Source organism: Rhizobium sp. FKY42 (assembly GCF_005222835.1).
Lineage (GTDB): Bacteria > Pseudomonadota > Alphaproteobacteria > Rhizobiales > Rhizobiaceae > Neorhizobium.
This window is the reverse complement of the sequence record NZ_STGA01000002.1, coordinates 1-24,280: the sequence shown is the minus strand read 5'-3', so window position 1 is coordinate 24,280 and position 24,280 is coordinate 1. Positions and strand designations below refer to the sequence as shown.

Sequence of the window (24,280 nt, the reverse complement as noted above, 5' to 3'; positions counted from 1 at the left end):
CCTCCGGTCGACCAAGCTGACCGGAGGCGTTCTTCCTGAGACGGAGAGGCGAGCCCTGATGTCGAGTCTGATCTTTCCCGCTGTGTTGAGCGGCCTGATGATGGGGGCAGTCTATGCGCTGGTGGCGCTGGGCCTGACCCTGATTTATGGCGTGCTCCACATCATCAATTTTGCACATGGAAGCCTGCTGATGCTGGCGCTCTATGCGGTTTATTTTCTTTGGTACCATCTGGGTATCGACCCTTATCTGGCGATACCGATCGTACTGCCAGCCTTCTTCGCACTGGGCTATGCGCTGCAACGTGGTCTGATTGCGCCGATGAGCAGCGGCTCCGAGCAGAACGTTCTGCTGATCACGCTCGCAGTTTCGATGATCATCGACAATCTCGCACTCTATTTCTGGACCTCCAACACCCGCACGGCGGACATCGCCTATGCCTATGATACGGTTGAGATCCTCGGCGCCTATCTGCCGCTGGGCCGTGTGATTGCATTCTGTGCAGCTATTGCCGTTGCGCCGCTTCTTTGGTGCTTCATGGCCTATACCAAAACGGGTTCGGCCATTCGTGCGGTTGCAATCGAAAAGCGCGGCGCGGAACTCGTTGGCATCGACGTGAACCACACCTATGCCATCTGTTTCGGCATCGGTACGGCGTGTGTTGCGCTTGCCGCCTGCCTTCTGCTGCCAACCTTCTATATTACTCCACAGGTCGGTTACACTTTCGTACTTGTTGCCTTCACCACAGTTGTTCTGGGCGGCATGGGCAGTCTGCCGGGTGCGCTGATCGCGGGTCTGTTGCTGGGTGTCATTGAATCGCTCTGCGGCTTGTTTCTCGGCGAAAGCCTCGGCCAGATCGGCATATTCCTCGCCTTCATCCTCATCCTTCTGTTCAAACCGTCAGGTCTTCTGGGGAGGGCGCGTTGATGAAATCCCAATCTATCGGCCAGCTCGCACTTGCTGCCGCCGCTGTCGCCTATCTCTTGAGCGTCTATTTCGCCTCATCTCCGGTCTGGATGGGCTTTACCATCAATGCCTTGATCATCGCGGTCGTGGCCATGTCATGGAACATAACCGGCGGCTTCGGCGGACTTTCTTCCTTCGGTCATGCCGCACTCTACGGCACTGGGGCTTATGCCTCGGCCATTCTTCAGGTCAAATATGGCGTCAATGCCTTGGTCGGATTTGCAGCTGGCATTCTGGCGGGTGCCGCAATGGGTGCCTTCATTGGTGCGCTGGCGTTCCGCTATGGTCTTCGCGGCTCCTATTTCGCGCTCGTCACGCTTGCCTTTGCTGAAGTGCTGCGCATCTGCGCGTCATCCTTTGAATTCACCGGCGGTGGCAGCGGCTTGCAGCTGAAGCTTGCGCCCGGTCTGGCAAATCTCCAGTTTGCAGATCGCACCGTGGTATACACCGCGCTTCTGATTGTCGTGGCCGTGGTCATGATCCTGACCGCACTCATCAAATATTCCCGCTTCGGGGCCTATCTCATCGCCGTGCGCGAGAATGAAGATGCAGCGCGAGCTCTCGGTATTGATACCTACCGCATCAAGGTGCAAGCCATGGCCATTTCAGGTGCCTTCGGTGGTCTGGCGGGCGTACTTTATCTTCAGCTCTGGCTCTTCATCGATAGCACCGTGGTCTATGGCAGCGCCGTTTCCGTGGAAGCACTCATTGGTCCGATCATCGGCGGTGCAGGAACGGTCTGGGGTCCGCTACTGGGAACGCTTGGCCTGCATCTGCTGGGCGAGGGTGCCAAGCACCTGCTGCCCAACGCGCCGGGTCTGAACTTCGTGCTGTATGCGGTTGTACTTATCTGCGCGCTTCGCTTCCTGCCGCAGGGTCTGGTCGGGCTTGCTGGAAAATTTGGTGCCTTCACGAAGAAGCAGGAGGCAGACGATGCTTGAGGTTCGCAATCTCTCCAAGAGCTTTGGCGGTCTGAAAGCCGTCACCGATGCCTCGCTGGATGTTCCAGAAGGCTCTATTGTTGGCCTGCTGGGACCGAACGGCGCTGGCAAGACGACCTGCTTCACAATGATTGCAGGCTTCACCAAGGCCGATGAGGGCACAGTCCGCTTCAAGGGTCAGGATATTACAGGCCTGCCGCCGCACCGGATCTGTGCGCTCGGCATGATCCGTACATTCCAGATCGTGCAGCCTTTCGCCGGTCTGACGGTGCAGGAAAACATCGCGGTGGGTGCCTATCTCCACCATCACAAGCGGCAGGAGGCCATGACGGTGGCCCGCGATGTGGGCAAAAGGCTCGGCATGGGCGCGATGCTGGATCGGCCCGCCTCGTCTTTGACGATTGCCGGTCGCAAGCGGTTGGAACTGGCGCGAGCGCTGGCAACAGGCGCAAAGCTTCTGCTGCTGGATGAGGTCATGGCAGGGCTTATTCCCTCCGAGATCACCGAGATCGTCGGTATCATCCGCAAGATCCGTGACGAGGGGCATACGTTCCTGATGATTGAACACGTGATGCAGGCGGTGATGAGCCTTGCGGAAACGGCCTATGTGCTGAACCAGGGCAAGATGATTGCCCACGGCCCGCCACGTGAACTGGTGCGAGACCCATCCGTCGTGGAGGCCTATCTTGGCCATGGCGCCGCCGCACGCCTGCAGGAGGAAAGCCATGCTTGAGATTTCTGGTATCAAGGCGGGCTACGGTTCGATGGCCGTTCTTCAGGGCATCGACATGCGTGTCGAGGCAGGCGAAATCGTTGCTCTTTTGGGCTCCAACGGCGTCGGCAAGACGACGCTGAACAACGTTATTTCCGGCTTCATTCGCCCGAGTGCAGGAAGTGTTTCCTTCAAAGGCGTAACGTTGACCGGCAAAAAGCCGCGCGATGTTGTGGCGATGGGCATTGCCCATGTGCCTGAAGGCCGCAAGATTTTCCCGAACCTTTCTGTGGCGGAAAACCTGAAACTCGGTGCATTTCGGCGGGCTTCCGGCAATGTGAAGAAGAATTTCGAGCATATCTGCGCGATCTTCCCACGCCTTAAAGAGAGGCTGGATCAGTTGGCGGGCACGCTTTCCGGCGGTGAGCAGCAGATGCTGGCCATCGGCCGCGGCATGATGTCCGAGCCGGAACTGATCATCCTCGATGAACCGTCACTGGGGCTTTCCCCGCTGATGGTCGAGGAGATGTTCGGCCTGATTACCAAAATCAATGCGGAAGGTGTTGCGGTTCTGCTGGTCGAGCAAAACGTCATGCAATCGCTGACCGTTGCCAAGCGTGCCTATGTCATCGAGCAGGGCCGGTTTGTGATGCAGGGAGAGGCCGCCAAGCTGCTGGCCGATCCGCAGCTGCGTCAGGCCTATCTCGGAATGTGAACGAGGTTCCGGCCTCGCAACCTTTGGCCGGAACCTTCTGATTTTACGGAGAAACGGAGAATACGATGTCTCTTACCCGGACCCAACGCCTGCGACAGGCTCTCGCAGGTGAACGAGCCCTCATGGCTCCAGGCGTGGTGGACGCCATGTATGCACGCCTTGTTACTGAGGCTGGCTTTCAGGCCATGTATATGACTGGTGCTGGCACGTCCGCCACGCGTCTCGGCTACCCGGATGTCGGTCTGCTGACCATGACGGAGATGGTGGATAACGCGACCCGCATCGCCGATGCCTCCGATGTTCCGCTGATCGCGGATGCTGACAACGGTTTCGGCGGACCGCTCAACGTTCGTCGCGCTATTCAGCTTTACGAGCGTGGCGGCGTGGCAGCTGTGCATCTGGAAGACCAGGTACTGCCAAAACGTTGTGGCCACCTGGCAGGCAAGCAGTTGATCTCCGCGGAAGATATGGTCGCCAAGGTCAAAGCCGCCGTCGACGCCCGCATCGACCCGAACTTTGTGGTGATTGCCCGAACTGACGCGCTGGCGCTTCATGGGCGAGACGCAGCGTTCGACCGTGCGGAAATGTACCGCGAAGCGGGTGCCGATGTCATCTTCATCGAAAGCCCCGGTCCTGATGACCTGCCGCATATCGCGCCGCGCTTTCCCGGTATTCCGCTGCTCTACAACATGGCGACCTCCGGCAAGACGCCGTTCCTGACGCGTTCTGAGATCGAGGCTCTGGGCTTCAAGCTCATCATCTACCCGAACTGGTTGCTACTTTCCGCCTGCGAGGCCGCACGCAAGACGCTGGAGGTTCTCAAGACCGAAGAGACGATTGCCTCGATCGCTCCTAACGTCATGAACTTCAAGCAGTTCTTCGACATGGCGCGCATGCCGGAGATCCAGGAGCTGGAGGCGCGTTACGGCACGCCGGAAGAAAACCGCACCACCTACTAATGCCCCGCGCAGGAGAATGATCATGGCATTAATTTCCGCCGACGGCGTCGAGTTCGATTTCGAAGTTCCGGTCGTCATTGTCGGGGCGGGGGCTTGCGGGCTGGTGGCAGCTCTTGCGGCGCATGATGAGGGGCAGGAGGTTCTGGTTCTGGAGCGGGATGAAAATCCGACGGGTTCGACTTCTCTCTCCGCTGGTCTGATCCCGGCACCTTGTACAAGGCTTCAAAAAGAAGCGGGTATCGAGGATAGCCCGGAACTCTTCGCGCAGGATCTCGTCGCCAAGACGCATGATCACACGCCTTACGATCAGGCTCTTGCCGCAGCCAAGGCGGCAGGACCCATGATCGACTGGCTGATGGAGAAGCATAAGGTCGAGTTCGAATTGGTGACCGGCTTTCTCTATCCCGGCCATTCGCGTCTGCGCATGCATGGACCGAAAAGCCGCACAGGGGCTGATCTGGAGCAGAACCTGCTTTCGGCAGTTTCCAATGCAGGGATTGACCTGATCACCGGAGCGTCGGTGGAAGATCTCTATGTCGATGCCGCTGGCCGGATCACCGGCGTGAGGTTCAGACGCCCGGATGGGGCAGTGGAAATGTTGGGGTGCAAGGCCCTAATTCTCGCCTGCTGCGGTTTTGCCGGTGACGCCGAAATGGTACGGCGATACATTCCCGAAATCGCGGACGCCGAATGCTGTGGCCACCTTTCCAACACCGGGGACGCGGTGAAATGGGGTGAGGCGCTTGGCGCCGGGTTGGCTGACATGGGTGCCTACCAAGGCCATGGCTCCGTTGCGCATCCGCATGGCCTGCCACTGACCTGGGCGGTCATCACCAAGGGCGGCATTCTGCTGAACCTGGAGGGCAGGCGCTTTTCCAACGAAATGCGCGGCTATTCCGAACACGCGGCGGAGGTGGCGGCGCAGCCTGGGAATGTGGCCTGGGATATCTATGGTGCTTCGGGCGAAAACGCAGCCATGGGCTTTCATGATTATCGCGAACTGCGCAAGCTGGGCGTCGTGAAAACTGCTGCCAACGTTGAAGAACTGGCTGCGACAACGGGGCTTCCGCTCGATATCGTCTCCGAAGAATTGCGGGCGGTGGAGCAGGCGGCTCAAACGGGAGAGCCGGACCGCTTCGGTCGGCACTTCACGCAGGAGCAACTGCTCAAGCCGCCCTACTACGCCGTCAAGGTGAACGGTGCCCTCTTTCACACGCAGGGTGGGCTGGTGATTGATGCCGAGGCCAGAGTGCTGCGCGAGGACGGAACACCGTTACCAAACCTGATGGCGGGCGGCGGCGCGGCGCGCGGGGTCTCCGGCGATTCCAATTACGGCTATCTTTCCGGCAACGGCCTCTTGAGTGCAACGGCCTTCGGCCGACTGGCGGGCATCAGTGCGGCGAGGATTGCAGCAGCAACGGCATGATCACTCAGAAAGAACATGAAGTGGAGGAACAGCTTATGAAGAAGGTTATGGTCATCGTGCCATTCCCGATGGGCGAGGAGGATCTGGCCCGCAGGCAGGCGCAGATGCAGGCGGTGGATCTGGGACCGGGTATCGAATTCCACTACCGTCCGGTTCGCGTTGGCCCGAAAAATTATTCCAGCCAGCACGATATGGCACTGGCCGACTTCTCCATTCTAGATGCCGGTCTGGATGCCGAGAGCCAAGGTTTCGACGCGGTCTGCATCGACACCATGTCCGATAGCGGCATGTCCATGCTTCGATCTGTTCTGAGGATTCCAGTCATTGCACCAGGCCGCCACTCCATGCTGGTGGCGCAGATGCTGGGGGACAAGTTCTCCATCCTGATGATGTGGGACCGATGGAAGATGCTCTATACCAAGACGTTGGGCGAACTTGGCATGGAGCACAAATGCGCTTCCATGCGCTCGATTGGCGTGACGCCGGATAACAAGAGCCTGCTGTCCGGCAAGGAAGATCAGGTGTTTCCGCTGCTTCTGGATGCGGCGCGAAAATGCGTGGAACAGGATGGCGCACAGGTTTTGATCCTTGGTTCCACGACCATGCACGAAGCGCATTCCTGGCTTTCGGAACGCATTGGCGTGCCCGTTATCAATCCCGGCCCGTTGACCTACAAGCTGGCTTCCATCGCGCTGGATCTCAAGCTGACGCACAGCAAGGCCACATGGCCTGCACCGCTTTCACCCAAGCATGACATGATCCGCGCAATTGGTGCGGCTGGAGCCGACTATCTGGAGTCAAACCCATGACACGCATTCTGGTTATCGTTCCGTTCGCGCTTGATGAAGAGGGCGTGAAGAACCGTCAGGCTCAATCCCGCTACGTGCCGCTGCCAGCAGACTGGGAACTCACTTACCGCCCTGTCACTTGCGGGCCGACATCCTTCATGTCACCGCATGACTGGGGCCTTATGGACCTCGCGATATTCGAAGCAGGGTGTCGCGCGGAAGCGGAAGGCTTCGATGCAGTCTGCATCGATACCATGTCCGATAGCGGCATGGTGATGTTGCGTTCCGTTCTCTCGATCCCGGTCATCGGTGCGGGCAAAGCCTCGATGCTCTACGCGCTGACGTTGGGCGGAAAGTTTTCCGTGCTCGCCCAGTGGGAGCCGGCATTGCCGCGTTACCGGAAGGCCATTCGAGAATATGGCTTTGATCGGCAATGTGCTTCTGTTCGCAGCTTCGATCAGCCGCCGGATTTCGCCAATCTTCTGGATGGCAAGGAAGATAAGGTATTCCCGCGCATGCGTGACGTAGCGATGCGCTGCATTGAGGAAGATGGCGCAGAAGTCATCTGCCTTGGTTCGACAACCATGCATCAGGCAGGTGAATATCTGGCCGCGAACCTGCCGGTCCCGGTGGTCAACCCCGGTCCGCTGACTTACAAGCTGGTCGAGACCTTTCTAGCGCTTGGCCTGACACACGGACGCGATGTCTATCCGGCACCCGTCGAGCCACGGCTCGATATGCTGCATGCCATGATGAAGGCAGGCGCGGCGGCCGAGCAAGCGAAGAAGGCCTCTAATTCCCCAATGAGAAATCCTTGCCGTCCTCTCTCTTGAGCGACACGCGATATTCGTACCGGTCCGCGCAGTAGAAGATCTCGGCAACGTAGAACGGTTTGAGATCTGCATTGAAGAACAACCGGTTGACAAGCATCAACGGTGCGCCAACCGGAATTTCCAGATGCTTGGCGGCGTAATCGTCAGCGAGGGTCGCAGTCAATGTCTGCTCGACCTGCTCGACTGTCGCGCCCGCCTCATGGACCAGATCGATCATGTTGGTGGTTGCGAGATCCTGCCGCTTCAGCGTTTGGCCGATCTCAGGCAGGAGATAGGCAATGGACAGGGAATAGGGTCGCTTGTCGAGGAAGCGAACGCGCACCGCTCGAACCAGCGGGGTTGTTGGCGAAACACCCATTTGCGCGCAGATGCGCGGCGGGGCCTCGCCAAGATCAAGGCTGATAACCTTTAGCCGCGTGCTCTGGCCAACCGCGTTGAGATAGCTGAACAGACCGTTGATGTTGGATACCACGGCACGGTTGAGCTTGTTTTCTTTCGTGCGGTCGTTGACGAACGTGCCGCGCCCGCGGGTTCGTGTCACCAGACCTTCGGCCGTCAGCATTTCCATCGCCTTGCGGATGGTGATGCGACTGACCGAAAAACTCTCGGAGAGTTCCGCCTCGCTTGGGACTGCAACATCGCTGGGATAATAACCCTTGATGATCCGCTCACGCATGACGGCATAGATGCGATGATAGAGCGGCGTTGGCGAATGAATTTCAGCCATCTAGAGATCGGTCCAGCATGAATAGAGGTTGGTTATTGGAGCGAGAATTTCGGTCGTTGTAAAGAATGCAGTCACAGCCGTTTTCCTTTCAAGGCGCGTTGTATGGAGATAAGCGCCTCATCTCTTTGCACCTCGAGATCGGCGATTGATCTGCCACGGGCCTCCAGTTCAATGCCATCAACCAATTTTTGCTGCGTTGCCATGTCCAGACGGGGTGAGCCGAGATCCTGCCAGCGCTTTTCCTGACTGGGGCCAAGATGCGCGAGATAGTGTGTTATCCCGCCAGGGCCGCCGCCCAGATGATAGGCCATATGGGCACCGATGACAGACCATCTGAGGCCTGGACCATAGACAAGTGCCTCATCGATATCGGAAACGTCGGCAATGCCTTCCGATACCATGTTGACCGCTTCGCGCCATAAAGCTGAAGAGAGCCTGTTGGCAATATGGCCGACAGCTTCCCTTTTCAGGCGGACAGGGTGACGACCGACCGAGCGATAGAAGTCCGCGGCAGCGTCCATGCGGTCGCTATCTATGCCGAAGAGTTCAACGAGTGGCATCAGGTGCGGCGGATTGAAAGGATGTGCCGTGATGAGCCTCGAGGGATCAGCCATTTCAGCAATCAGATCCGACCAGACGAGGGAGGATGTGCTGGATGCGATAGTTACATCTTGAGGAGCAGTCGCTTCTATGTCGGCATAAAGCTGTCGTTTCAGCGGAACATTTTCAGGGGCATTCTCCTGGATCCAGACGCAACCTTCGAGGGCCTCTGCTAGAGTCTGCGTGCATGTCAAAGAACCAGTGTCTGCAAGGTCCGGAGACAATGTCGTAACCTGTTTTCTCAGTTCATCGACACGCGAGAGAATAGAACCCCGTGCATCTTGCGTCGGCTCAAATAGACGCACATCCAAGCCGTAGGCCACGAAAAGAGCCGACCAGCTGATACCAATCAGTCCGCCTCCAACTACCGCTACTGAATCTTTCACAGACCGAGCCATCCCAATGCTTTGCTTAGCGCAAGTTCGATTGTTGGACTGTGTCACAACGGAGCGGAATACGTCAATCCAAAGATTATAACGTTATGTCTTTTATACCTTTAAAACGCGTGTGTGAGTCGCGACCCGCAGGTAGCGCGGGAATCAGGAACGAACCGAAAAGTTGCTTCACATTAGTTTGAGAAGAGCCGGCCTAACCGTTTTCGGCTGCGGTTCTAGTTCACGCACTTGCCTGGTGGGTCCTGCGAAATCGGCAATGGGAGTGCCACATGCCAAGACTGGTTCATCTTGAAGTTTCGAGACGTGACCTACTTAAATCATCGGCCGCAACCATTGCGGCAACCGGAGTCGCCGGTGTTGGGGCGGCGCAGCCTGCGGAAGACAAAATGAAGTCATCAAACACTGTCTCTTTCACCGTTAACGGCAAAGCCGAGAAGTTGGAACTCGACAATCGTACCACGCTGCTGGATGCTCTGCGCGAGCATCTGCATATGACTGGTACGAAGAAGGGCTGTGATCACGGCCAATGCGGTGCGTGCACTGTTCTGGTTGCCGGACAGCGCATCAATTCCTGCCTTTCGCTGGCCGTGATGCATGAGGGTGATGAGATCACCACAATCGAAGGTCTCGGCCAGCCCGGCGCTCTGCACCCCATGCAGACTGCGTTCGTCAAGCACGACGGTTTCCAGTGCGGCTATTGCACGCCGGGACAGATCTGTTCTTCGGTGGCAGTTCTTGAAGAGATCAAGGCCAACATTCCAAGTCATGTCACCAAGGATATGCAAGCCAAAGTGACTGCGACGCCAGAAGAGATCCGGGAGCGCATGAGCGGCAATATCTGTCGATGCGGCGCCTATTCGAACATCATTGAAGCGATTACGGACGTTGCAGGGAGCCGCGCATGAAAGCCTTTACCTATGAGCGGGCGACCTCGGTGCAACAGGCTGTGTCGATGGCCGCTTCGAACCCGGACGCACGGTTCATTGCAGGAGGAACGAACCTCCTCGATCTGATGAAGCTTCAGATCGAAACGCCCTTGCATCTCATCGACATCAACCACGTCGGCCTCGACAAGATCGAAGCGACGGATGACGGCGGATTGCGCATTGGCGCAATGGTTCGAAATACAGCACTTGCAGCGGATGAGCACGTGAGGCGCGATTACTCCGTTCTAAGTCGAGCGCTTGTCGCAGGCGCTTCCGGCCAGTTGCGCAACAAGGCAACGACCGCCGGCAATCTTCTGCAACGCACGCGCTGTCCTTACTTCTACGACACGAACCAGCCGTGCAACAAGCGGCAACCGGGCAGTGGCTGTTCCGCCTTTGGTGGCTTTTCACGGCAGCATGCAGTCGTCGGAACGAGCGAAGCCTGTATTGCAACGCATCCGAGCGACATGGCGATAGCCATGCGGGCGTTGGATGCGAAGGTAGAAACAGTAAAAGGCGACGGTACCCGTAGGACGATACCAATTGCCGATTTTCATCGGCTGCCGGGCGATACGCCACACATCGAAACCAATTTGGAACGTGGTGAATTCATAACAGCAGTTACTTTGCCTGCGCCAATCGGTGGAAAACAAATCTATCGTAAGGTTCGCGATCGGGCGTCCTACGCTTTTGCGCTGGTATCAATTGCGGCGGTTGTCCAACCGGATGGAACAGGCCGCTTTGCAATTGGTGGCGTGGCGCACAAGCCATGGCGCATGGGCGAGGCTGATGCACAGCTGAAAGCAGGCGCCAGAGAGGCAGCCAGAGCGGCATTGGCCGATGCACGACCAACCGAGCAGAACCGTTACAAGCTCGACCTTGTCGAACGCACGCTGGGCGCAGCCCTGGCAGAAGCAAAAGGCTGAACAGATGAAATTCGAGAAACCCGCCGAAATGAACCCGATTGACCGGATGAAGGTCGTCGGCCAGCCGATCCGCCGCATTGACGGTGAACTCAAGGTCAGTGGTCAGGCGAAATATGCCTATGAATGGCATGACCCTGCGGGATCCCATGCCTATGGCTATCCGGTCGGATCCGCTATCGCCAAGGGGCGTATTCTGTCGATCGATAGTAAAGCGGCTCAGAGGTCGCCAGGCGTTCTCAAAATTGTCACGACCCTTGATGTCGGTGATCGCGAGAAGGGAAAATTCAATACAGCCAAATTGTTCGGCGGCAGCGAAATCCAGCATTATCACCAGGCTGTTGCGGTTGTCGTGGCGGAAACCTTCGAACAGGCCAGAGAAGCGGCCGCGCTTTTGAAGATCGAATATGCTGAAGAAGCCGGATCTTTCTCGCTGAAAGAGGGTAAGTTATCGGCTGTTAAGCCGAAAGATGCGGGTGGTTCTGAACCAGATACATCCGTTGGTGATTTCGCCGGTGCCTTCCGTTCTGCGGAGGTGACGCTTGACGAGGAGTATTCGACGCCCGACCAGTCCCACTCGATGATGGAGCCACACGCCTCGCTTGCCGCTTGGGACGGTGACGAGCTGACGCTGTGGACTTCCAGCCAGATGATCGACTGGTGGCGCGGTGATCTGGCGGCCACATTGGGCATCGACAAGGGAAAGGTCACCCTCATGTCACCTTTCATCGGTGGCGGTTTTGGAGGGAAATTATTCTTGCGCGTTGACGCGGTTCTCGCCGCATTCGCCGCCAAGGCAATCGGACGTCCGGTCAAGGTAGCGTTGCCGCGCCCTCTAATGGCCAACAACACTACCCATCGTCCGGCTACCATACAGCGCATCCGCATCGGGGCCTCGAGAGACGGTAAGATTTCAGCGATCGGTCATGAAAGCTGGTCTGGTGATCTTGCTGGTGGCCAACCGGAAGCAGCAGTGATGCAGACCCGTCTGCTCTACGCCGGCGAAAACAGAATGACGGCCATGCGGCTTGCGACTTTGAATTTGCCCGAGGGCAATGCCATGCGTGCGCCGGGCGAGGCGCCGGGTCTTATGGCTCTGGAGATCGCCATGGATGAAATGGCGGAAAAACTCGGCATGGATCCCATCGAATTCCGCAAGCTGAATGATACCCAGGTGGATCCGGAAAATCCGGACCGTCCGTTCACGCAGCGCAATCTCAATGGATGTCTTGATCTCGGCGCTGAGCGCTTCGGCTGGAAAAATCGGGGCAAGCCTGGGTCTCGCATGGAGGGCAACATGTTGATCGGCATGGGTGTTGCTGCGGCCTTCAGGAACAACCTGCTGCTTCCATCTGCTGCACGCGTTCGGCTCGATCGAAGTGGTATCCTGACGGTCGAGACTGATATGACGGACATTGGAACGGGCAGCTATACAATCATCGCGCAAACTGCTGCTGAAATGCTCGGGCTTCCCATCAACCGCGTGGCGGTGCATCTGGGTGACAGCCGCTTCCCGGTGTCCGCTGGCTCAGGTGGGCAGTTCGGCGCCAATTGTTCCACCTCCGGCGTTTATGCGGCTTGCTTGAAGTTACGGGAAGCAATCGCCGCAAAGCTTGGCTTCAACTCGGCAGATGCGGTGTTCGCGGATGGTGAGGTGCGGCTTGGAAACCGCACTGTGCCTCTGACTGATGCGGTCGGTCCAGATGGGCTCACCGGCGAGGACGGGGTTGAATGGGGTGATCTTTCAGAGACCCATCAGCAATCGACCTTTGGTGCGCACTTTGTCGAGGTCGGCGTCGATAGATTTACCGGTGAAACGCGCATTCGCCGCATGCTGGCTGTCTGTGCGGCTGGCCGCATTCTCAATCCGATAACCGCCCGAAGCCAGATCATTGGTGCAATGACGATGGGTGTCGGCGGTGCGCTGACAGAAGAGCTTGCTGTCGACGAACGCCGCGGCTTCTTCGTCAACCACGATCTGGCGGGTTATGAGGTGCCGGTTCATGCCGATATTCCGCATCAGGAGGTCATCTTCATGGACGAGGCCGATCCTTATTCGTCGCCCATAAAGGCGAAGGGTGTTGGCGAACTCGGTCTTTGCGGCGTGTCTGCGGCGATTGCCAACGCGATATATAATGCCACAGGCGTACGGCTGCGCCGTTATCCGCTCACGCTGGACAAGATGTTGCACCAACTGCCTGAGGTGGCATGACCTAGCGAAGATGGCCCGGCCAATCTTGGGACCGGGCCATTGTCTGTGCTGATCGTTCAAGATCGCGGGTGCGGACCCGACGATGCGGTCAGGTTCGTCTTTGCTCGAACAGGGCTTCGAATTTCTTCAGTTGTGGCTCACGCAATTCGCGTGCTTCATCGCGCGGGACGAATACCTTAAACATGGCGCGCCCCTGGTCGTTCATGAACCAGACGGAACATGAACGACGGCCGTGAAACGGTCGATCCACCAAAGCGATACCTGAGCAGTTTGCCTTGCGGATATGTCCACCAATCGGGCTGTCGCCGTGAATGTTGAACCAGCCATGGCTCTCGCTGCCTTGCGGCAACGGACCGTCAACTTCCAAAACGATATCGGACGTATGGACGATGAAAAGAACATCGCCCCAAGAGGCAAGGTCTGACCACACTGCCTCGAAGTCCTGAGCCGGAAGTCTGACCACTGAACCAGCAGGCAGAATAGCCAGAATATCCGCAGGACTGACGCCCGCCTGCTCGGCCAAAGCTTCAACCACGCCATCCGGTTTTTCAGAGAGCGCGGCCCGTGCTTTTGCTAGCCGATCCTCCTCATGGAAAAGAGTATTGGCCGTCATGCAGCCTCCGCGCTCTTGCCACTGCGGTCTTCATGAATGATGACCTCGAAGCCCTCGAAGTGCGGACCGGTCAGATATTCCACCTTGCCACGGTTCTCGCCTGCACGCGCGTGCGCCGCCCTGAATTGCTCAGATTTGGTCCAGGCGGTGAAATGCTCTGCAGTTTCCCAAACCGTGTGGGATACATAAAGCGTATGATCTTCCTGCTTGGCTCCCTTCAGCATGTGGAATTCGATATATCCAGGCATGGTTGAGAGATGCCGTTCACGCGTGCGCCAAATTTCCTCGAACGCTTCTTCATAACCAGTGACGACGCGGAAACGGTTCATAGCGATATACATTCTCGGTCCCTTTTAAGTGGTTTATTGCAATCAAGATATATGTTGCCATGACACCTGGGAAGCCCTAATAGTGGATTTTAACAGTCATGTTTAATTGTGACTTCGCATATCCATCAGCATACGGAGGATGATCGTGCCTCACTCACGCATCGGCAGTTCCCTATTGGCCGTCTTCGCAGTTTTGATCACCTGGACTATGCCCGCTGCAAGGGCGCAGGAGAACAAGTCATTCCCAGAGGCAAAGCGGATCGTTTCCGTTGGAGGCACCGTCACGGAAATCCTCTATGCGCTGAACGCTCAAGATCGGATCATCGCCGTCGATGCCACGAGCATTCATCCGCCGCAGGCGAGAGAAAAGGCGGATGTGGGCTATATACGAGCCCTTTCTCCGGAAGGAATTATCGGGCAAAATCCGGACCTTATTCTGCTACAGGAAGGTTCAGGCCCGCCGGATGCCATTTCCGTTCTGCGCGCCAGCGGTCTTCCGGTCGTTACAATCGCGTCCAAACCAAACGCACAATCGGTTTCGCAAAAGATCCGAGATGTTGGAGCGGCAGTTGGTCTAGACGCTCAGGCATCCGCCATCGCTGACAGAGTAGGCAGGCAATTGCAGGCTGCGATAGCCGAAAACGCCAATTGGGCGGCCGCAAAAAAGCGTGTCCTGTTTGTGCTCTCGCTCGCGAACGGACGTGTTATGGTCGGCGGTAGAGATACGGAACCAGCCGAACTCATCCGCATGGCAGGTGGCATCAACGCCGCCGAGCAGGTTTCAGGTTACAAGCCGATGACAGATGAGGCGATCATCGCCGCTAAGCCTGACTTCGTGTTGGTCATGGAGACCGGCAATCATCGGTTCACACCCGAACAAGTGTTCGACTTGCCTGCTTTCAAGTCGACGCCCGCCGGAGAGACACGTGCTCTTCTTGGCATGGACGGACTGTTGCTGACGGGGTTTGGTCCACGCACACCCGATGCGGTTCGCCTGCTCGCCGCGAAACTGTATGGTGGGAGTCAGTAAGGTGGTAGAAGCGGCGCTGCGGCTTCTGAAGCTTCAAGAAACCGGCGATCGGTCTCGCCTTGGCTTCCTTACGCTGGTAGGCCTGACGATCCTGCTGCTTGCAGCCGCATCACTTTCGCTCGCGGTCGGGGCAACGGGCGTTAATCTCTGGCATGTCTGGCAATATATGAACGGGCAGGGCAATTCTTTGGCACTGCAAGAGCGCGTCGTGCTGGAAGCCGTCCGTCTGCCGCGAACCGCACTTGCAATGCTGCTGGGTGCAGGTCTTGCCGTTTCTGGTGCCATGATGCAGGGCCTGTTCCGAAATCCGCTTGCGGATCCGGGGGTCGTTGGCGTGACATCTGGTGCTGCCCTCTTTGCTGTGATGGGTATTGTAATGGGAGGAGGGCCGCTCCTTGCGATATCAAGCGTTCTCGGCAGTCATTTTTTGCCGTCTATGGCATTCCTCGGCGGATTGCTGAACACTTGGCTGCTCTACCGGATCGCCACCAGTGGCGGCCAGACCCAGACGGCAACGCTCATTCTTTCCGGGATCGCAGTCGGTGCCATCAGCGCCGCCATCATGGGTCTGTTGATTTTCGTCGCAGACGATCGACAGCTGCGCGACATAACGTTCTGGTCGCTCGGTTCGCTCAGTGGAGCGTCATGGGCGCGCGTTCTCTCTGTCCTGCCGTTTGTTTTCATGGTTGTCGCCATCACGCCGTCAGTCGCGCGCGGCCTAGATGCGCTGGTTCTGGGGGATGCAGCTGCGTTTCACATGGGAATCCCTGTGCAGAGGCTGAAGCGCCTCATCGTTCTGGCCGTTGCCGCTGCCTGTGGCGCGACGGTTGCGGTGGCCGGTTCCATCGGCTTCGTCGGGATCATTGTCCCGCATCTTCTGCGAATGGTCATCGGGCCGTCGCACCGCTTTCTTCTGCCAGCATCCGCGCTTGGTGGCGCTGTCCTTCTTCTGGTTGCCGATAGCGTTGCCCGCACGGTTGTCGCCCCTGCGGAATTGCCGCTCGGCATTATCACGGCTCTGTTCGGTGCTCCTGTGTTTCTCATGCTGTTGCTGGCGCGACGCGCCTCAGGACCTGTGCTATGATCACCGTTCAAGCTTTGTCTGTCGAGCGCTCTTCGCGCCGTCTTCTGCATGACATCACCCTTGATCTTCAGCCTGGAAGCTTCACCGCCATCATTGGTCCCAACGGAGCGGGTAAATCTACTCTCCTGAAGGCGATCACAGGCGAAATCCCCGCCTCCAGCGGCTCGATCCGGTATGGGATAGAAGACCTTGCAGTGCTGGATGCCCGAGCTCTGGCGCAGCGAAGGGCCGTATTGCCGCAAACTCTTGATGTTTCATTTCCATTCACCGTGCTGGAAATCGTCCGCATGGGCGCAGTCGCATGCGGAGCCATGGAGCCGGATCGCGAGGCGGAAAAGGCCTTGATCAAGGTCGGTCTTGCAGGTTTCCGGCATCGTCTCTACCAGACTCTCTCCGGCGGTGAACAGCAGCGCGTGCAGTTTGCACGCACCCTTGCGCAACTTCCCTCGCCCACCTGGCAGGGTAACGCCAGAGCACTGTTTCTGGATGAGCCCACCTCCAGCCTTGATCTACGCCATCAGATCGGCGTGCTGGAAATCGCCCGTCGTTTTGCCGATGATGGTGGCATCGTGATGGCGATCCTGCACGATCTCAATCTCGTGGCTGAATTCGCCGATCAGATCGCTGTTCTGGACAAGGGCAGGCTGGTTGCGCTTGGCGATCGTTCAACCACATTGACGGATTCTGTCATTGCTCCCGTCTACGGAATGTCGGGTGTTGTTGGCCGTCTGCCCAAAGCCGACGTGCCATTTGTTCTGCCACAGGCGCGATATCGCTGAATCGGCGGATAACCATCCCACGCAGCTTTCAGAAGACTCCATAACAAGAGAAGGGCGCGACTCCCTTTCGAGGCGCGCCCAATTTGCTGGTTAGAAACGCTGCGTCAGCGATATCTTGAAGCTGCGACCAGGTTCCGAATAGAATTCGCTGGCCTGGGTGTTGGCATTGCTCCGCACCGACGCGTAGTCGTAATAGGTCTTGTCGAACACATTGTAGACACCGGCATTGATGCGCAGCCCCTTCGTCTGCTCTGGCTCCCACCAGGCTGTCAGATCCACAAGACCATAGCCGTTCGTCGGGAAGTAGGTGCCGCCCCTGCCATCGTCCTTGCGCGATGCGCCAACGCCGATCAGATCGACACCGACGCCCCATGTGGAGGTGTCATAACCGAAGCTCGCCACCGCCTTCATAGGCGCAACGGACCGGATGAACGTGTTGTTGTCCAGATCCTTGCTTCCCAAGGCAGCCAAGCTTGCGCCGATGCGGAAGCCATTGTCGAATTTCTTCTGGCCGGACATCTCGAGGCCGTAGATTTCGGCGTCCGATATGTTGCGATACTGCGTAATGCCGCCTTGGCGATAATCTGAAAGCGAATAACCCATGGCGGCGGCTTCAGTAGCTGTCAGGCTGCGGCTATCGATGAAATTCTGGTAGCGGTTGTAGAAGAGGCTGACACGCCCGCCCAGCCTATCATCGCCCAAGTTGGCTCCAAGCTCAAAGCCCTGGCTCGTTTCGGATTCCAGCGCGGCATTACCAAGGCGGAGATAGGTGCCTGACGCGCCGAAACTGCTATAGAGTTCACCGGCGGTTGGCGCGCGGAACCCCATGGCCCATTGCGCATAGAGTTCTGCCTGTGGCGCGAGATCATAGGCGAGCCTGAGTTTCGGCGAAATGGCCGTGTCGTCAAAGGAGCCGGGTAGGGAAGGCTTGGACGCATTGCGGGCAAAGGCTGCCGTCATCTGCGGTTCATAGCTGACCCAATCGAACCGGACGCCCGGCGTTAGGCGGAAGCCGGATTGTCCAAGCACGATTTCATCATCGACATAAAAGCCAATGCGATGGCCGTCGACCTTGGGCGTATCGGCCTGATTGGTATGCAGATTGTTGCAGGCGGTGGCAGCGCCCGTATAGACGCCGCTGGCAGGCTTTGCCGGGCATGCGTCATAGCCTGCGGAATACTGTTCGCTCGTCAGGCGTGCCAGATCGAAGCCGAAGGTGAAGCGGTGCTCGAAGCCCCCCAGATCGAGGCTTTTCTGGGCAGCTCCAATCAGGCCAAACTCTTTCTGATCCGTCGTGTTTTCGCGCCCGATGCCGCCGATGATGCTGGTGGAGCGATAGCCCGTATACCCATCCATGATGCCGAGCTTCTGATAGTAGAGCGATGCCCAAATTGTATCGACGAAGCTGTTATCGCTCTCGCTCTCGAATTTGTAGTCAATTGAGGCGCGGTCGCGATCATTGTCTTTCTGCGCATTGTAATTGCCGGGGCGATAGTTACCGTTCACCGCCTGCAAAGTGCGCATGTCGGTGTCGCGATCCTTGCGGTAGCGCTCCAGGGTCAGTCCAATCGCATGCCCGTCCGACATTTCCTGACGCAGCTTGAAGAGCAGGTTGTTTTCGCTGAAATCAGACGGATTGGCTTTCGTCCGGGTAGCGCCATAATCGTCTACGTTGCCCGTTGTTTTTGTTTCATGCCCCTTGCGGTAGCTTCCCTGAAGAAGCGCCGATGTGCCGCCCATGCGGCCCGCAACGGCCGCTGCACCCTGCCAGCTCTTGTCAGAACTGTCATAGGTGGTCTTCGCAAGCCCACCCCACTGGCGACCCTCGCCAATCAGATCTTCCGGTTCAAGCGTACGATAGGCCAGAACGCCACCAAGCGCGCCGCCACCGGCACGGCTGGAATCCGCCCCCTTCATGACGTCTACCGCAGACAGAGCGCTGAAATTGACTGTATCGCTGCCGCCACTCGCGCCGCCGCTAGTCAGGCCCCGCGTCACATCGCTTAGGTAAGGCAGCGGAATGCCGTCGATGGTGGTCAGCACCCGAGTTCCTTCCAACCCACGAATGTTTACAGCACCCGTCGTACGATTGAAATTCACACCGGGCTCCGCGACACGCCCGAGATCGGAAAGACTGGTAATCTGTCTGGCGTCGAGCGTATCACGTTTCACCTCGGTGGCCAGCGGCGTATCGGTGGCGCTGCCTTTTGGAACCGCCCGCCGATCACCCTTCACACTGACACGGTCCAGAACTGTTTCAGCGGCACGGTTCTCTTCAGCAAACGCAGCCGTCATCAGGCTCACGGTGATAAAGCTGGTGCACGCGAGCAGGCGGTGGGCGGAGCGGGTGAGCATCATAAACCTCTTCACAGCAATAGGGAGCGCGCACGCAAAAGCGGCCGCGCGAATGGCACGTCGATGTCGAGAAATCTAGGCAGCTATCCGCCGCCTTATTCTCGTCGAATAAAAAACATGATTTACATTGTCAAGTTATTTGTCATGAGGCGATCCATCACCGTGCCGTGATGCTTGGTGTGAACAGTCCCTTGAAAAAATGGAAGCACCAGTTCTAGCGACGCCACAAGCTACGGTTCTGCCCTCTTCCTTCACCCAAGTGATGGCGAGACTAACTCGATCACAATCTGTATGACATTTAGAAATAACCTATTTGACAGGTTGGCCGATATATCGCTACAATCTGCATGACAACAATGGAGAGGTTCTCCACTCACCGCAGGTAGCTTATGATTATCACCGAAGTCTCCGCCCAGGTGTTCCGCACCACGACGCGCCGCCATTCAGATAGCGCGGGGCATGCGCATCCCGGCCCGCCGCATCAGGTCGAGCAGGCAATTCTGACAATCCTGACTGAGGATGGGCAAGAAGGACATTCGTTTACTGCGCCTGAAATCGTTCGGCCGCATGTCATCGACAAATTTGTCAAGAAGGTTCTGATCGGACAGGATTACAGGGATCGAGAAAAGCTGTGGCAGGAACTGGCCCATTGGCAGCGTGGATCTGCTGCGCAACTCACCGATCGGACCCTGGCCGTTGTTGACTGTGCACTTTGGGATCTTGCGGGCCGCGCGCTGAACACACCTGTATACAAGTTGATCGGCGCTTATCGTGACAATGTTCTCGCCTACGGATCGATCATGTGCGGCGATGAACTTGAAGGTGGTCTCGCCACGCCGGAGGACTATGGGCGCTTTGCGGAAACCCTCGTCAAGCGCGGATACAAGGGTATCAAGCTGCATACATGGATGCCGCCGGTTAGCTGGGCTCCGGATGTCAAGATGGATCTCAAGGCCTGCGCCGCTGTGCGTGAAGCGGTAGGCCCCGATATTCGCCTGATGATCGATGCTTTTCACTGGTATTCCCGCACAGATGCCCTCGAGCTTGGACGCGGACTGGAAAAGCTTGGCTTCGACTGGATCGAAGAGCCCATGGATGAGCAGTCTCTCTCCTCCTACAAATGGCTTGCAGACAATCTGGATATTCCCGTTGTCGGGCCGGAGAGTGCCGCCGGAAAGCATTGGCATCGCGCCGAATGGGTGAAAGCTGGCGCCTGCGATATCCTGCGGACTGGCGTCAACGATGTCGGTGGAATTACGCCCGCATTGAAGACCATGCGCATGGCAGAATGCTTCGGCATGGAATGCGAAGTGCACGGAAACACAGCCATGAACCTGCACGTGGTTGCAGCATCGAAGAACTGCCGCTGGTACGAGCGCGGTCTGCTGCATCCCTTCCTCGAATATGATGACGGACACGACTATCTCAAATCGCTATCTGACCCGATGGACAGGGACGGCTTCGTTCACGTTCCCGATCGTCCGGGACTGGGTGAGGATATCGATTTCGACTTTATCGCCAACAACCGCGTTCGCTGAGGCCGGCCATGAAAACGATTCTGGCGTTCGGTGACAGCCTGACCTGGGGCGCCGATCCCGTAAGCGGTATGCGCCATCCCGCGGAATTGCGCTGGCCTAACGTGTTACAGTCGAAGCTGGGCGGCGGAGTGGAGGTCATCGCCGAAGGACTTGGCGGACGCACGACCTGCTACGATGATCACACGGGTCCGGCCTGTCGCAAAGGCGCCAAGGCACTTCAAGTGGCGCTTGGCAGCCATATGCCGCTCGATCTCGTGATCATCATGCTGGGTACCAACGATCTTAAGCCTGTACATCGCGTACGAGCAGAAGCAGCCTAACCAAGCAGCGAAGCGGGCAGGATAAGATGGTTCAAGGCAGACCAGAATACATCCATTTCACCGGCGAGCAGACTGTCAATCAGCAGGAAGCCCGCGCGATCTTCGACAAGACCGATGTAGAACTGGTCCATACGACCGCTACCGCCGACGAGGCCCAGGTGAGCGTAGAAGATGATAAGCGCAATCATGCCGGTCCAGAAGATCGGCATCGAATGGCCCATCAAGCTCACGACGCGGATGACATGGTCTGGCCACCGGTCTTTTTTGACTGCCGCCAGAACTCCCATCGGTACACCCAGAGCAGCGCCGATGATTATGGCAAAGGTCGCAAGCTCGATGGTGGCCGGCATCACGTGGATGATATCCTGAATGACCGGCTGACCCGTTCGGATGGAGGTTCCGAAATTGCCTGAAAAGATATCCCGCAGGTAATAGATGAACTGCTCCCAAAGCGGCCGATCGAGACCAAGTGACCGATAGACCTGCTCGTAGGTCTCCCGTGTGGCATCTTCACCGACAATGGCGCGGACTGGATTAGCTGGCATCAGCCTGCCGATGAAAAAGGTCAGCATCAACAGACCAAGCAGGGTGACTGCAATGCTGCCGATCTGACCCGCAGCGCCGGTAAGGCGCGGGCGATTGAATGACATTCTTCCTCCAGACGGCCGCCGACCTCTGTCGGGGCCATATCCTGTCAGCCATATTTGATTAAACCTGTCACAGGGGGCTTCATGTCAAGCGAGCGTTAAAGCCCGTGCAAATGTCAGAGGGATAGAAAATCGTCGCGCCGCGGGGTGAAGCAATCGATGAGTTCACCTTGCTCCAGACACTGGCATCCGTGTTCAACATTGCCGGGTATAACAAGACTATCGCCTTGATTGAGAAGAATAGCCTCACCACCACGGAAAAAGCGGAATTTTCCGCTGGCAACGTAGGTAGACTGGACATGCGGATGACTGTGCAGCTTGCCTTCAGCGCCTTGGTCGAAACGGAATGAGACAACCATCAGATCGGCGTTCTCGGAGAGCACGCGGCGCGTGACGCCAGGATCGGGATAGGCGGCTGGAAATACGGGGAGGGACATGGATACCTCAATCAAGTTGCGATCAACCTACCATACATGCCCACTATCCTGTGTGACAAGCTTTATAGCCGAACCTCGACGCGTGCACTTGTCTGCGAACGCAGCAAAGCCCGGTATCTTTCCAGGCTACCCTTGAGGTGAGCGCGCATGTGAACCCGTGCTGCTTCAGGGTCGCCCTCGATGATTGCATCGACAATGGCCGCATGCTCCTGCTGAAGATGCTGATTGTAATCCTTTGGTCTGGCTCCGGGAGGGGAACCCTGCAAGTCGCCACGTGGTATGATGCCCGTGCGGATTAATTGAAGGAATTCCGGAAAACGCCGGTTCTGTGTTGCCTGTGCGATCGCCATATGAAAATTGAAATCGGCATCGCGGGTTGGGGCGCCGGATCTCAGGCATTCGCCAACAATGCGATGCACCTCCACAATCTCCTCAATCTGCGTGGCGGAACGTCTGGACGCTGCAAGCGCTGCGGCCTCGACCTCGAAGACCGTGCGCAATTCCAGAAGTTCGATAACCGACGAAATCCGCTCAGTGGTCAGATCATGGAATGGCTGTTCAACAACAGGAGCAGCGGCAAGCGCGAAGACTCCGGCGCCTTTGCGCGCCTCCACCAGCCCGTCAGCGCGCAGGATCGCGATGGCTTCACGCACCACGGTCCTGCTGACGGAATACTCTCGCGTGAGCGTGCTTTCACTCGGGAGGCGGTCCCCCACGCGGAAAACGCCGTTCACAAGATCGCGGCGCAGCGCAGAACTGATACGGAACGCCAGAGATTTGTTCTGCGCCTCCGCAGGCATTGCTTCCAGATCCATCGGCTTCCCCCTCAAACACTTACTTGTCAGGCATGTTTACGCGAGGAGGGCACGACTGCCAAGATGCGGGACCAGATAAGAGTGCGGAGGCGGGGATTGAGATCGCCGCAAGCTCGCGAAGATGCTCGGCGGTCGTTTTCGGAAAGCCGAAGAATTCGAGGTAGGCAGGGATCTGCTCAAACAGCATATCTACCCCGACCTGGAAATCGCAGCCGTGTGGCCTGAAAGACCGCAATATGGCCGGCAACTGTCGTTTCCACCGGTCGGATACCGCAGGTCGGGCCAGTGCAATGAGGCGGCCTGCAATGCAACCGCACATGAAACCAACCACGGCAAGAGAAAGCGTTCACTTAAGGCCGATCAGCAGGAAGACGAATTCATCGTGATCCATAGTCTTCTCCTCACTTGAACGGATAGGCGAAGTAACGCGCCAAGAAGAATGCGAAGAGCGGCATCATGAGCCACGAGATCAGAATATAGAAAATCGTCACGGTGAAATAGACCTCGAAGCAGCGGAAGCTATCGGATTCGATCTGCTCAGATACGGATGTCAGTTCCTAGGCGGAAATTGCCGACGCGATACTTGTGGTGAGTGTCAGGAGAACGAACTGGCTGGTCAGCGACGGAAAGATTGCACGCAGAGCCGGTTTTAGAATGATGAGCCGGAACACTTGCGCCTTATGCAGTCCCAGAGGGAGACCAGCTTCCATCTGCCTCTCGGGAATGGATTGCACGCCACCTCCAATGATTTCATTCGCGTAGGCTCCCGCCGTTGATACCCAACGCGAGGATTTCTGTCGGCGTTGGTCAAGTCGAATTCCTGCAAGAGGAATCGCAAAATAGATGAAGAAAATCTGGACCAGGAATGGCGTATTACGGTTCAGTTCCACAAAGCCGATAACCATTCATCGCAGGGGTCCAACCCGCCGGATTGATGATGATTCCGCAGGCCTCTCGTCTGGCGGCGTGGACCGCTTCGATCAATTCGCCTTCGAAGTTCGTCTGTCGAAAATCCATCTCGAAGCCGGAGGCGTAGCGCGCATAGGTAGATAGGCCCGACACGTTCTCAATCGCCGCGATGTGGATGTGCGCCGACACAGGCAGATCGGTTAGTTCCATAACTTTCCTTACACAACCCAAATGTATAGCAGCCATTTAGTAATGCGACAGTTGGGCCAGTTAGAGATGCGACAGTTTTCGCCCTTCTAGCTG

At 57.4% G+C, this 24,280-nt stretch carries 22 protein-coding genes and 5 pseudogenes; 16 read left to right on the top strand and 11 right to left on the bottom strand.

All coding sequences use genetic code 11. The features are described 5' to 3' along the window. Positions 1-58 precede the first annotated feature (58 nt). From E8M78_RS00225 to E8M78_RS00190, 8 genes are all read left to right on the top strand, one after another. A complete protein-coding gene (locus E8M78_RS00225) occupies positions 59-925 on the top strand; it encodes a branched-chain amino acid ABC transporter permease (RefSeq protein WP_137133145.1) in 867 nt (288 codons plus the stop codon). After that, entirely contained in the window at positions 925-1,905 is a 981-nt protein-coding gene (locus E8M78_RS00220; protein WP_137133144.1) for a branched-chain amino acid ABC transporter permease, read from the top strand. The genes E8M78_RS00225 and E8M78_RS00220 overlap by 1 nt, the downstream gene beginning before the upstream one ends. After that, positions 1,898-2,638 (top strand): ABC transporter ATP-binding protein, encoded by a 741-nt coding sequence (locus tag E8M78_RS00215; protein ID WP_137133143.1) that lies wholly within the window; start codon positions 1,898-1,900, stop codon positions 2,636-2,638. Before E8M78_RS00220 ends, E8M78_RS00215 begins: the two co-directional genes overlap by 8 nt. After that, complete coding sequence (locus E8M78_RS00210) at positions 2,631-3,332, top strand: ABC transporter ATP-binding protein (RefSeq protein ID WP_137133142.1); 702 nt, start codon at positions 2,631-2,633, stop codon at positions 3,330-3,332. The genes E8M78_RS00215 and E8M78_RS00210 overlap by 8 nt, the downstream gene beginning before the upstream one ends. 65 nt (positions 3,333-3,397) lie before the next feature. Further along, a complete protein-coding gene (locus E8M78_RS00205; protein WP_137133141.1) occupies positions 3,398-4,291 on the top strand; it encodes an oxaloacetate decarboxylase in 894 nt (297 codons plus the stop codon). A gap of 22 nt (positions 4,292-4,313) precedes the next feature. After that, the gene (locus E8M78_RS00200) at positions 4,314-5,717 is read left to right on the top strand and encodes an FAD-dependent oxidoreductase (RefSeq protein WP_137133140.1); all 1,404 of its coding nucleotides are present in this window, start codon (positions 4,314-4,316) and stop codon (positions 5,715-5,717) included. Continuing rightward, positions 5,714-6,526, top strand: coding sequence for an aspartate/glutamate racemase family protein (locus E8M78_RS00195; protein ID WP_246658161.1), 813 nt, complete (start codon positions 5,714-5,716; stop codon positions 6,524-6,526). Before E8M78_RS00200 ends, E8M78_RS00195 begins: the two co-directional genes overlap by 4 nt. After that, on the top strand, positions 6,523-7,338 hold the full coding sequence (locus E8M78_RS00190) for an aspartate/glutamate racemase family protein (protein ID WP_137133139.1): 816 nt from the start codon (positions 6,523-6,525) through the stop codon (positions 7,336-7,338). Before E8M78_RS00195 ends, E8M78_RS00190 begins: the two co-directional genes overlap by 4 nt. Here the strand turns inward: E8M78_RS00190 and E8M78_RS00185 are convergent. Then, complete coding sequence (locus E8M78_RS00185) at positions 7,298-8,065, bottom strand: GntR family transcriptional regulator (protein ID WP_137133138.1); 768 nt, start codon at positions 8,063-8,065, stop codon at positions 7,298-7,300. The two genes, E8M78_RS00190 and E8M78_RS00185, sit on opposite strands and share 41 nt — an antisense overlap. A 71-nt stretch (positions 8,066-8,136) precedes the next feature. Continuing rightward, positions 8,137-9,051, bottom strand: coding sequence for a 3-hydroxyacyl-CoA dehydrogenase NAD-binding domain-containing protein (locus E8M78_RS00180; RefSeq protein WP_246658160.1), 915 nt, complete (start codon positions 9,049-9,051; stop codon positions 8,137-8,139). 278 nt (positions 9,052-9,329) lie between these two features. On the opposite strand from E8M78_RS00180, the gene paoA reads away from it, so the two are divergent. The 3 genes from paoA to paoC are packed head-to-tail and all read left to right on the top strand — an operon-like array spanning position 9,330 to position 13,121. Then, a complete protein-coding gene (gene paoA, locus E8M78_RS00175) occupies positions 9,330-9,965 on the top strand; it encodes an aldehyde dehydrogenase iron-sulfur subunit PaoA (RefSeq protein ID WP_137133136.1) in 636 nt (211 codons plus the stop codon). Continuing rightward, positions 9,962-10,912, top strand: a complete 951-nt coding sequence (locus E8M78_RS00170; RefSeq protein WP_137133135.1) for a xanthine dehydrogenase family protein subunit M — start codon at positions 9,962-9,964, stop codon at positions 10,910-10,912. The genes paoA and E8M78_RS00170 overlap by 4 nt, the downstream gene beginning before the upstream one ends. Before the next feature lie 4 nt (positions 10,913-10,916). Further along, positions 10,917-13,121, top strand: coding sequence for an aldehyde oxidoreductase molybdenum-binding subunit PaoC (paoC, locus tag E8M78_RS00165; RefSeq protein WP_137133134.1), 2,205 nt, complete (start codon positions 10,917-10,919; stop codon positions 13,119-13,121). Positions 13,122-13,209: 88 nt separating this feature from the next. Here the strand turns inward: paoC and hutX are convergent, their stop codons facing one another. Then, positions 13,210-13,734 carry a heme utilization cystosolic carrier protein HutX gene (gene hutX, locus E8M78_RS00160; protein WP_137133133.1) on the bottom strand — a complete coding sequence of 175 codons (525 nt, stop codon included), beginning with the start codon at positions 13,732-13,734 and terminating at the stop codon, positions 13,210-13,212. After that, positions 13,731-14,075: an antibiotic biosynthesis monooxygenase gene (locus E8M78_RS00155; protein ID WP_137133132.1), complete on the bottom strand. Its 345-nt coding sequence runs from the start codon at positions 14,073-14,075 to the stop codon at positions 13,731-13,733. The genes hutX and E8M78_RS00155 overlap by 4 nt, the downstream gene beginning before the upstream one ends. Positions 14,076-14,202: 127 nt before the next feature. On the opposite strand from E8M78_RS00155, the gene E8M78_RS00150 reads away from it, so the two are divergent. The 3 genes from E8M78_RS00150 to E8M78_RS00140 are packed head-to-tail and all read left to right on the top strand — an operon-like array spanning position 14,203 to position 16,956. Then, positions 14,203-15,093, top strand: a complete 891-nt coding sequence (locus E8M78_RS00150; protein WP_137133131.1) for an ABC transporter substrate-binding protein — start codon at positions 14,203-14,205, stop codon at positions 15,091-15,093. Then, positions 15,077-16,177 carry an iron ABC transporter permease gene (locus tag E8M78_RS00145; protein WP_137133130.1) on the top strand — a complete coding sequence of 367 codons (1,101 nt, stop codon included), beginning with the start codon at positions 15,077-15,079 and terminating at the stop codon, positions 16,175-16,177. The genes E8M78_RS00150 and E8M78_RS00145 overlap by 17 nt, the downstream gene beginning before the upstream one ends. Further along, positions 16,174-16,956, top strand: coding sequence for a heme ABC transporter ATP-binding protein (locus E8M78_RS00140; RefSeq protein WP_137133129.1), 783 nt, complete (start codon positions 16,174-16,176; stop codon positions 16,954-16,956). Before E8M78_RS00145 ends, E8M78_RS00140 begins: the two co-directional genes overlap by 4 nt. Before the next feature lie 90 nt (positions 16,957-17,046). On the opposite strand, the gene E8M78_RS00135 is transcribed toward E8M78_RS00140, so the two are convergent. After that, positions 17,047-19,314: a TonB-dependent hemoglobin/transferrin/lactoferrin family receptor gene (locus E8M78_RS00135; protein ID WP_348640100.1), complete on the bottom strand. Its 2,268-nt coding sequence runs from the start codon at positions 19,312-19,314 to the stop codon at positions 17,047-17,049. Positions 19,315-19,700: 386 nt separating this feature from the next. Between E8M78_RS00135 and E8M78_RS00130 the strand changes: the two genes are divergently transcribed. Together E8M78_RS00130 and E8M78_RS00125 are read left to right on the top strand one after the other, a co-directional pair. Then, complete coding sequence (locus tag E8M78_RS00130; RefSeq protein WP_137133128.1) at positions 19,701-20,849, top strand: mandelate racemase family protein; 1,149 nt, start codon at positions 19,701-19,703, stop codon at positions 20,847-20,849. Between the two features lie 8 nt (positions 20,850-20,857). Continuing rightward, positions 20,858-21,166, top strand: a pseudogene (locus E8M78_RS00125) (GDSL-type esterase/lipase family protein); the annotation flags it as partial. A 2-nt stretch (positions 21,167-21,168) separates the two neighbouring features. Here E8M78_RS00125 and E8M78_RS00120 read toward each other — a convergent pair. The 6 genes and pseudogenes from E8M78_RS00120 to E8M78_RS23715 all read right to left on the bottom strand — a co-directional run. Next, positions 21,169-21,819: pseudogene (locus tag E8M78_RS00120) on the bottom strand (ABC transporter permease); the annotation flags it as partial. Between the two features lie 113 nt (positions 21,820-21,932). Further along, positions 21,933-22,253, bottom strand: a complete 321-nt coding sequence (locus E8M78_RS00115) for a cupin domain-containing protein (RefSeq protein WP_137133126.1) — start codon at positions 22,251-22,253, stop codon at positions 21,933-21,935. A 62-nt stretch (positions 22,254-22,315) separates the two neighbouring features. Continuing rightward, positions 22,316-23,068 carry a FadR/GntR family transcriptional regulator gene (locus E8M78_RS00110; protein WP_137133125.1) on the bottom strand — a complete coding sequence of 251 codons (753 nt, stop codon included), beginning with the start codon at positions 23,066-23,068 and terminating at the stop codon, positions 22,316-22,318. Positions 23,069-23,168: 100 nt separating this feature from the next. Continuing rightward, positions 23,169-23,282 (bottom strand): annotated as a pseudogene (locus tag E8M78_RS23720) (shikimate dehydrogenase); the annotation flags it as partial. Between the two features lie 187 nt (positions 23,283-23,469). After that, positions 23,470-23,973, bottom strand: a pseudogene (locus E8M78_RS00100) (amino acid ABC transporter permease); the annotation flags it as partial. A gap of 10 nt (positions 23,974-23,983) precedes the next feature. After that, positions 23,984-24,094, bottom strand: a pseudogene (locus tag E8M78_RS23715) (type II 3-dehydroquinate dehydratase); the annotation flags it as partial. Between the last annotated feature and the right edge of the window lie 186 nt (positions 24,095-24,280).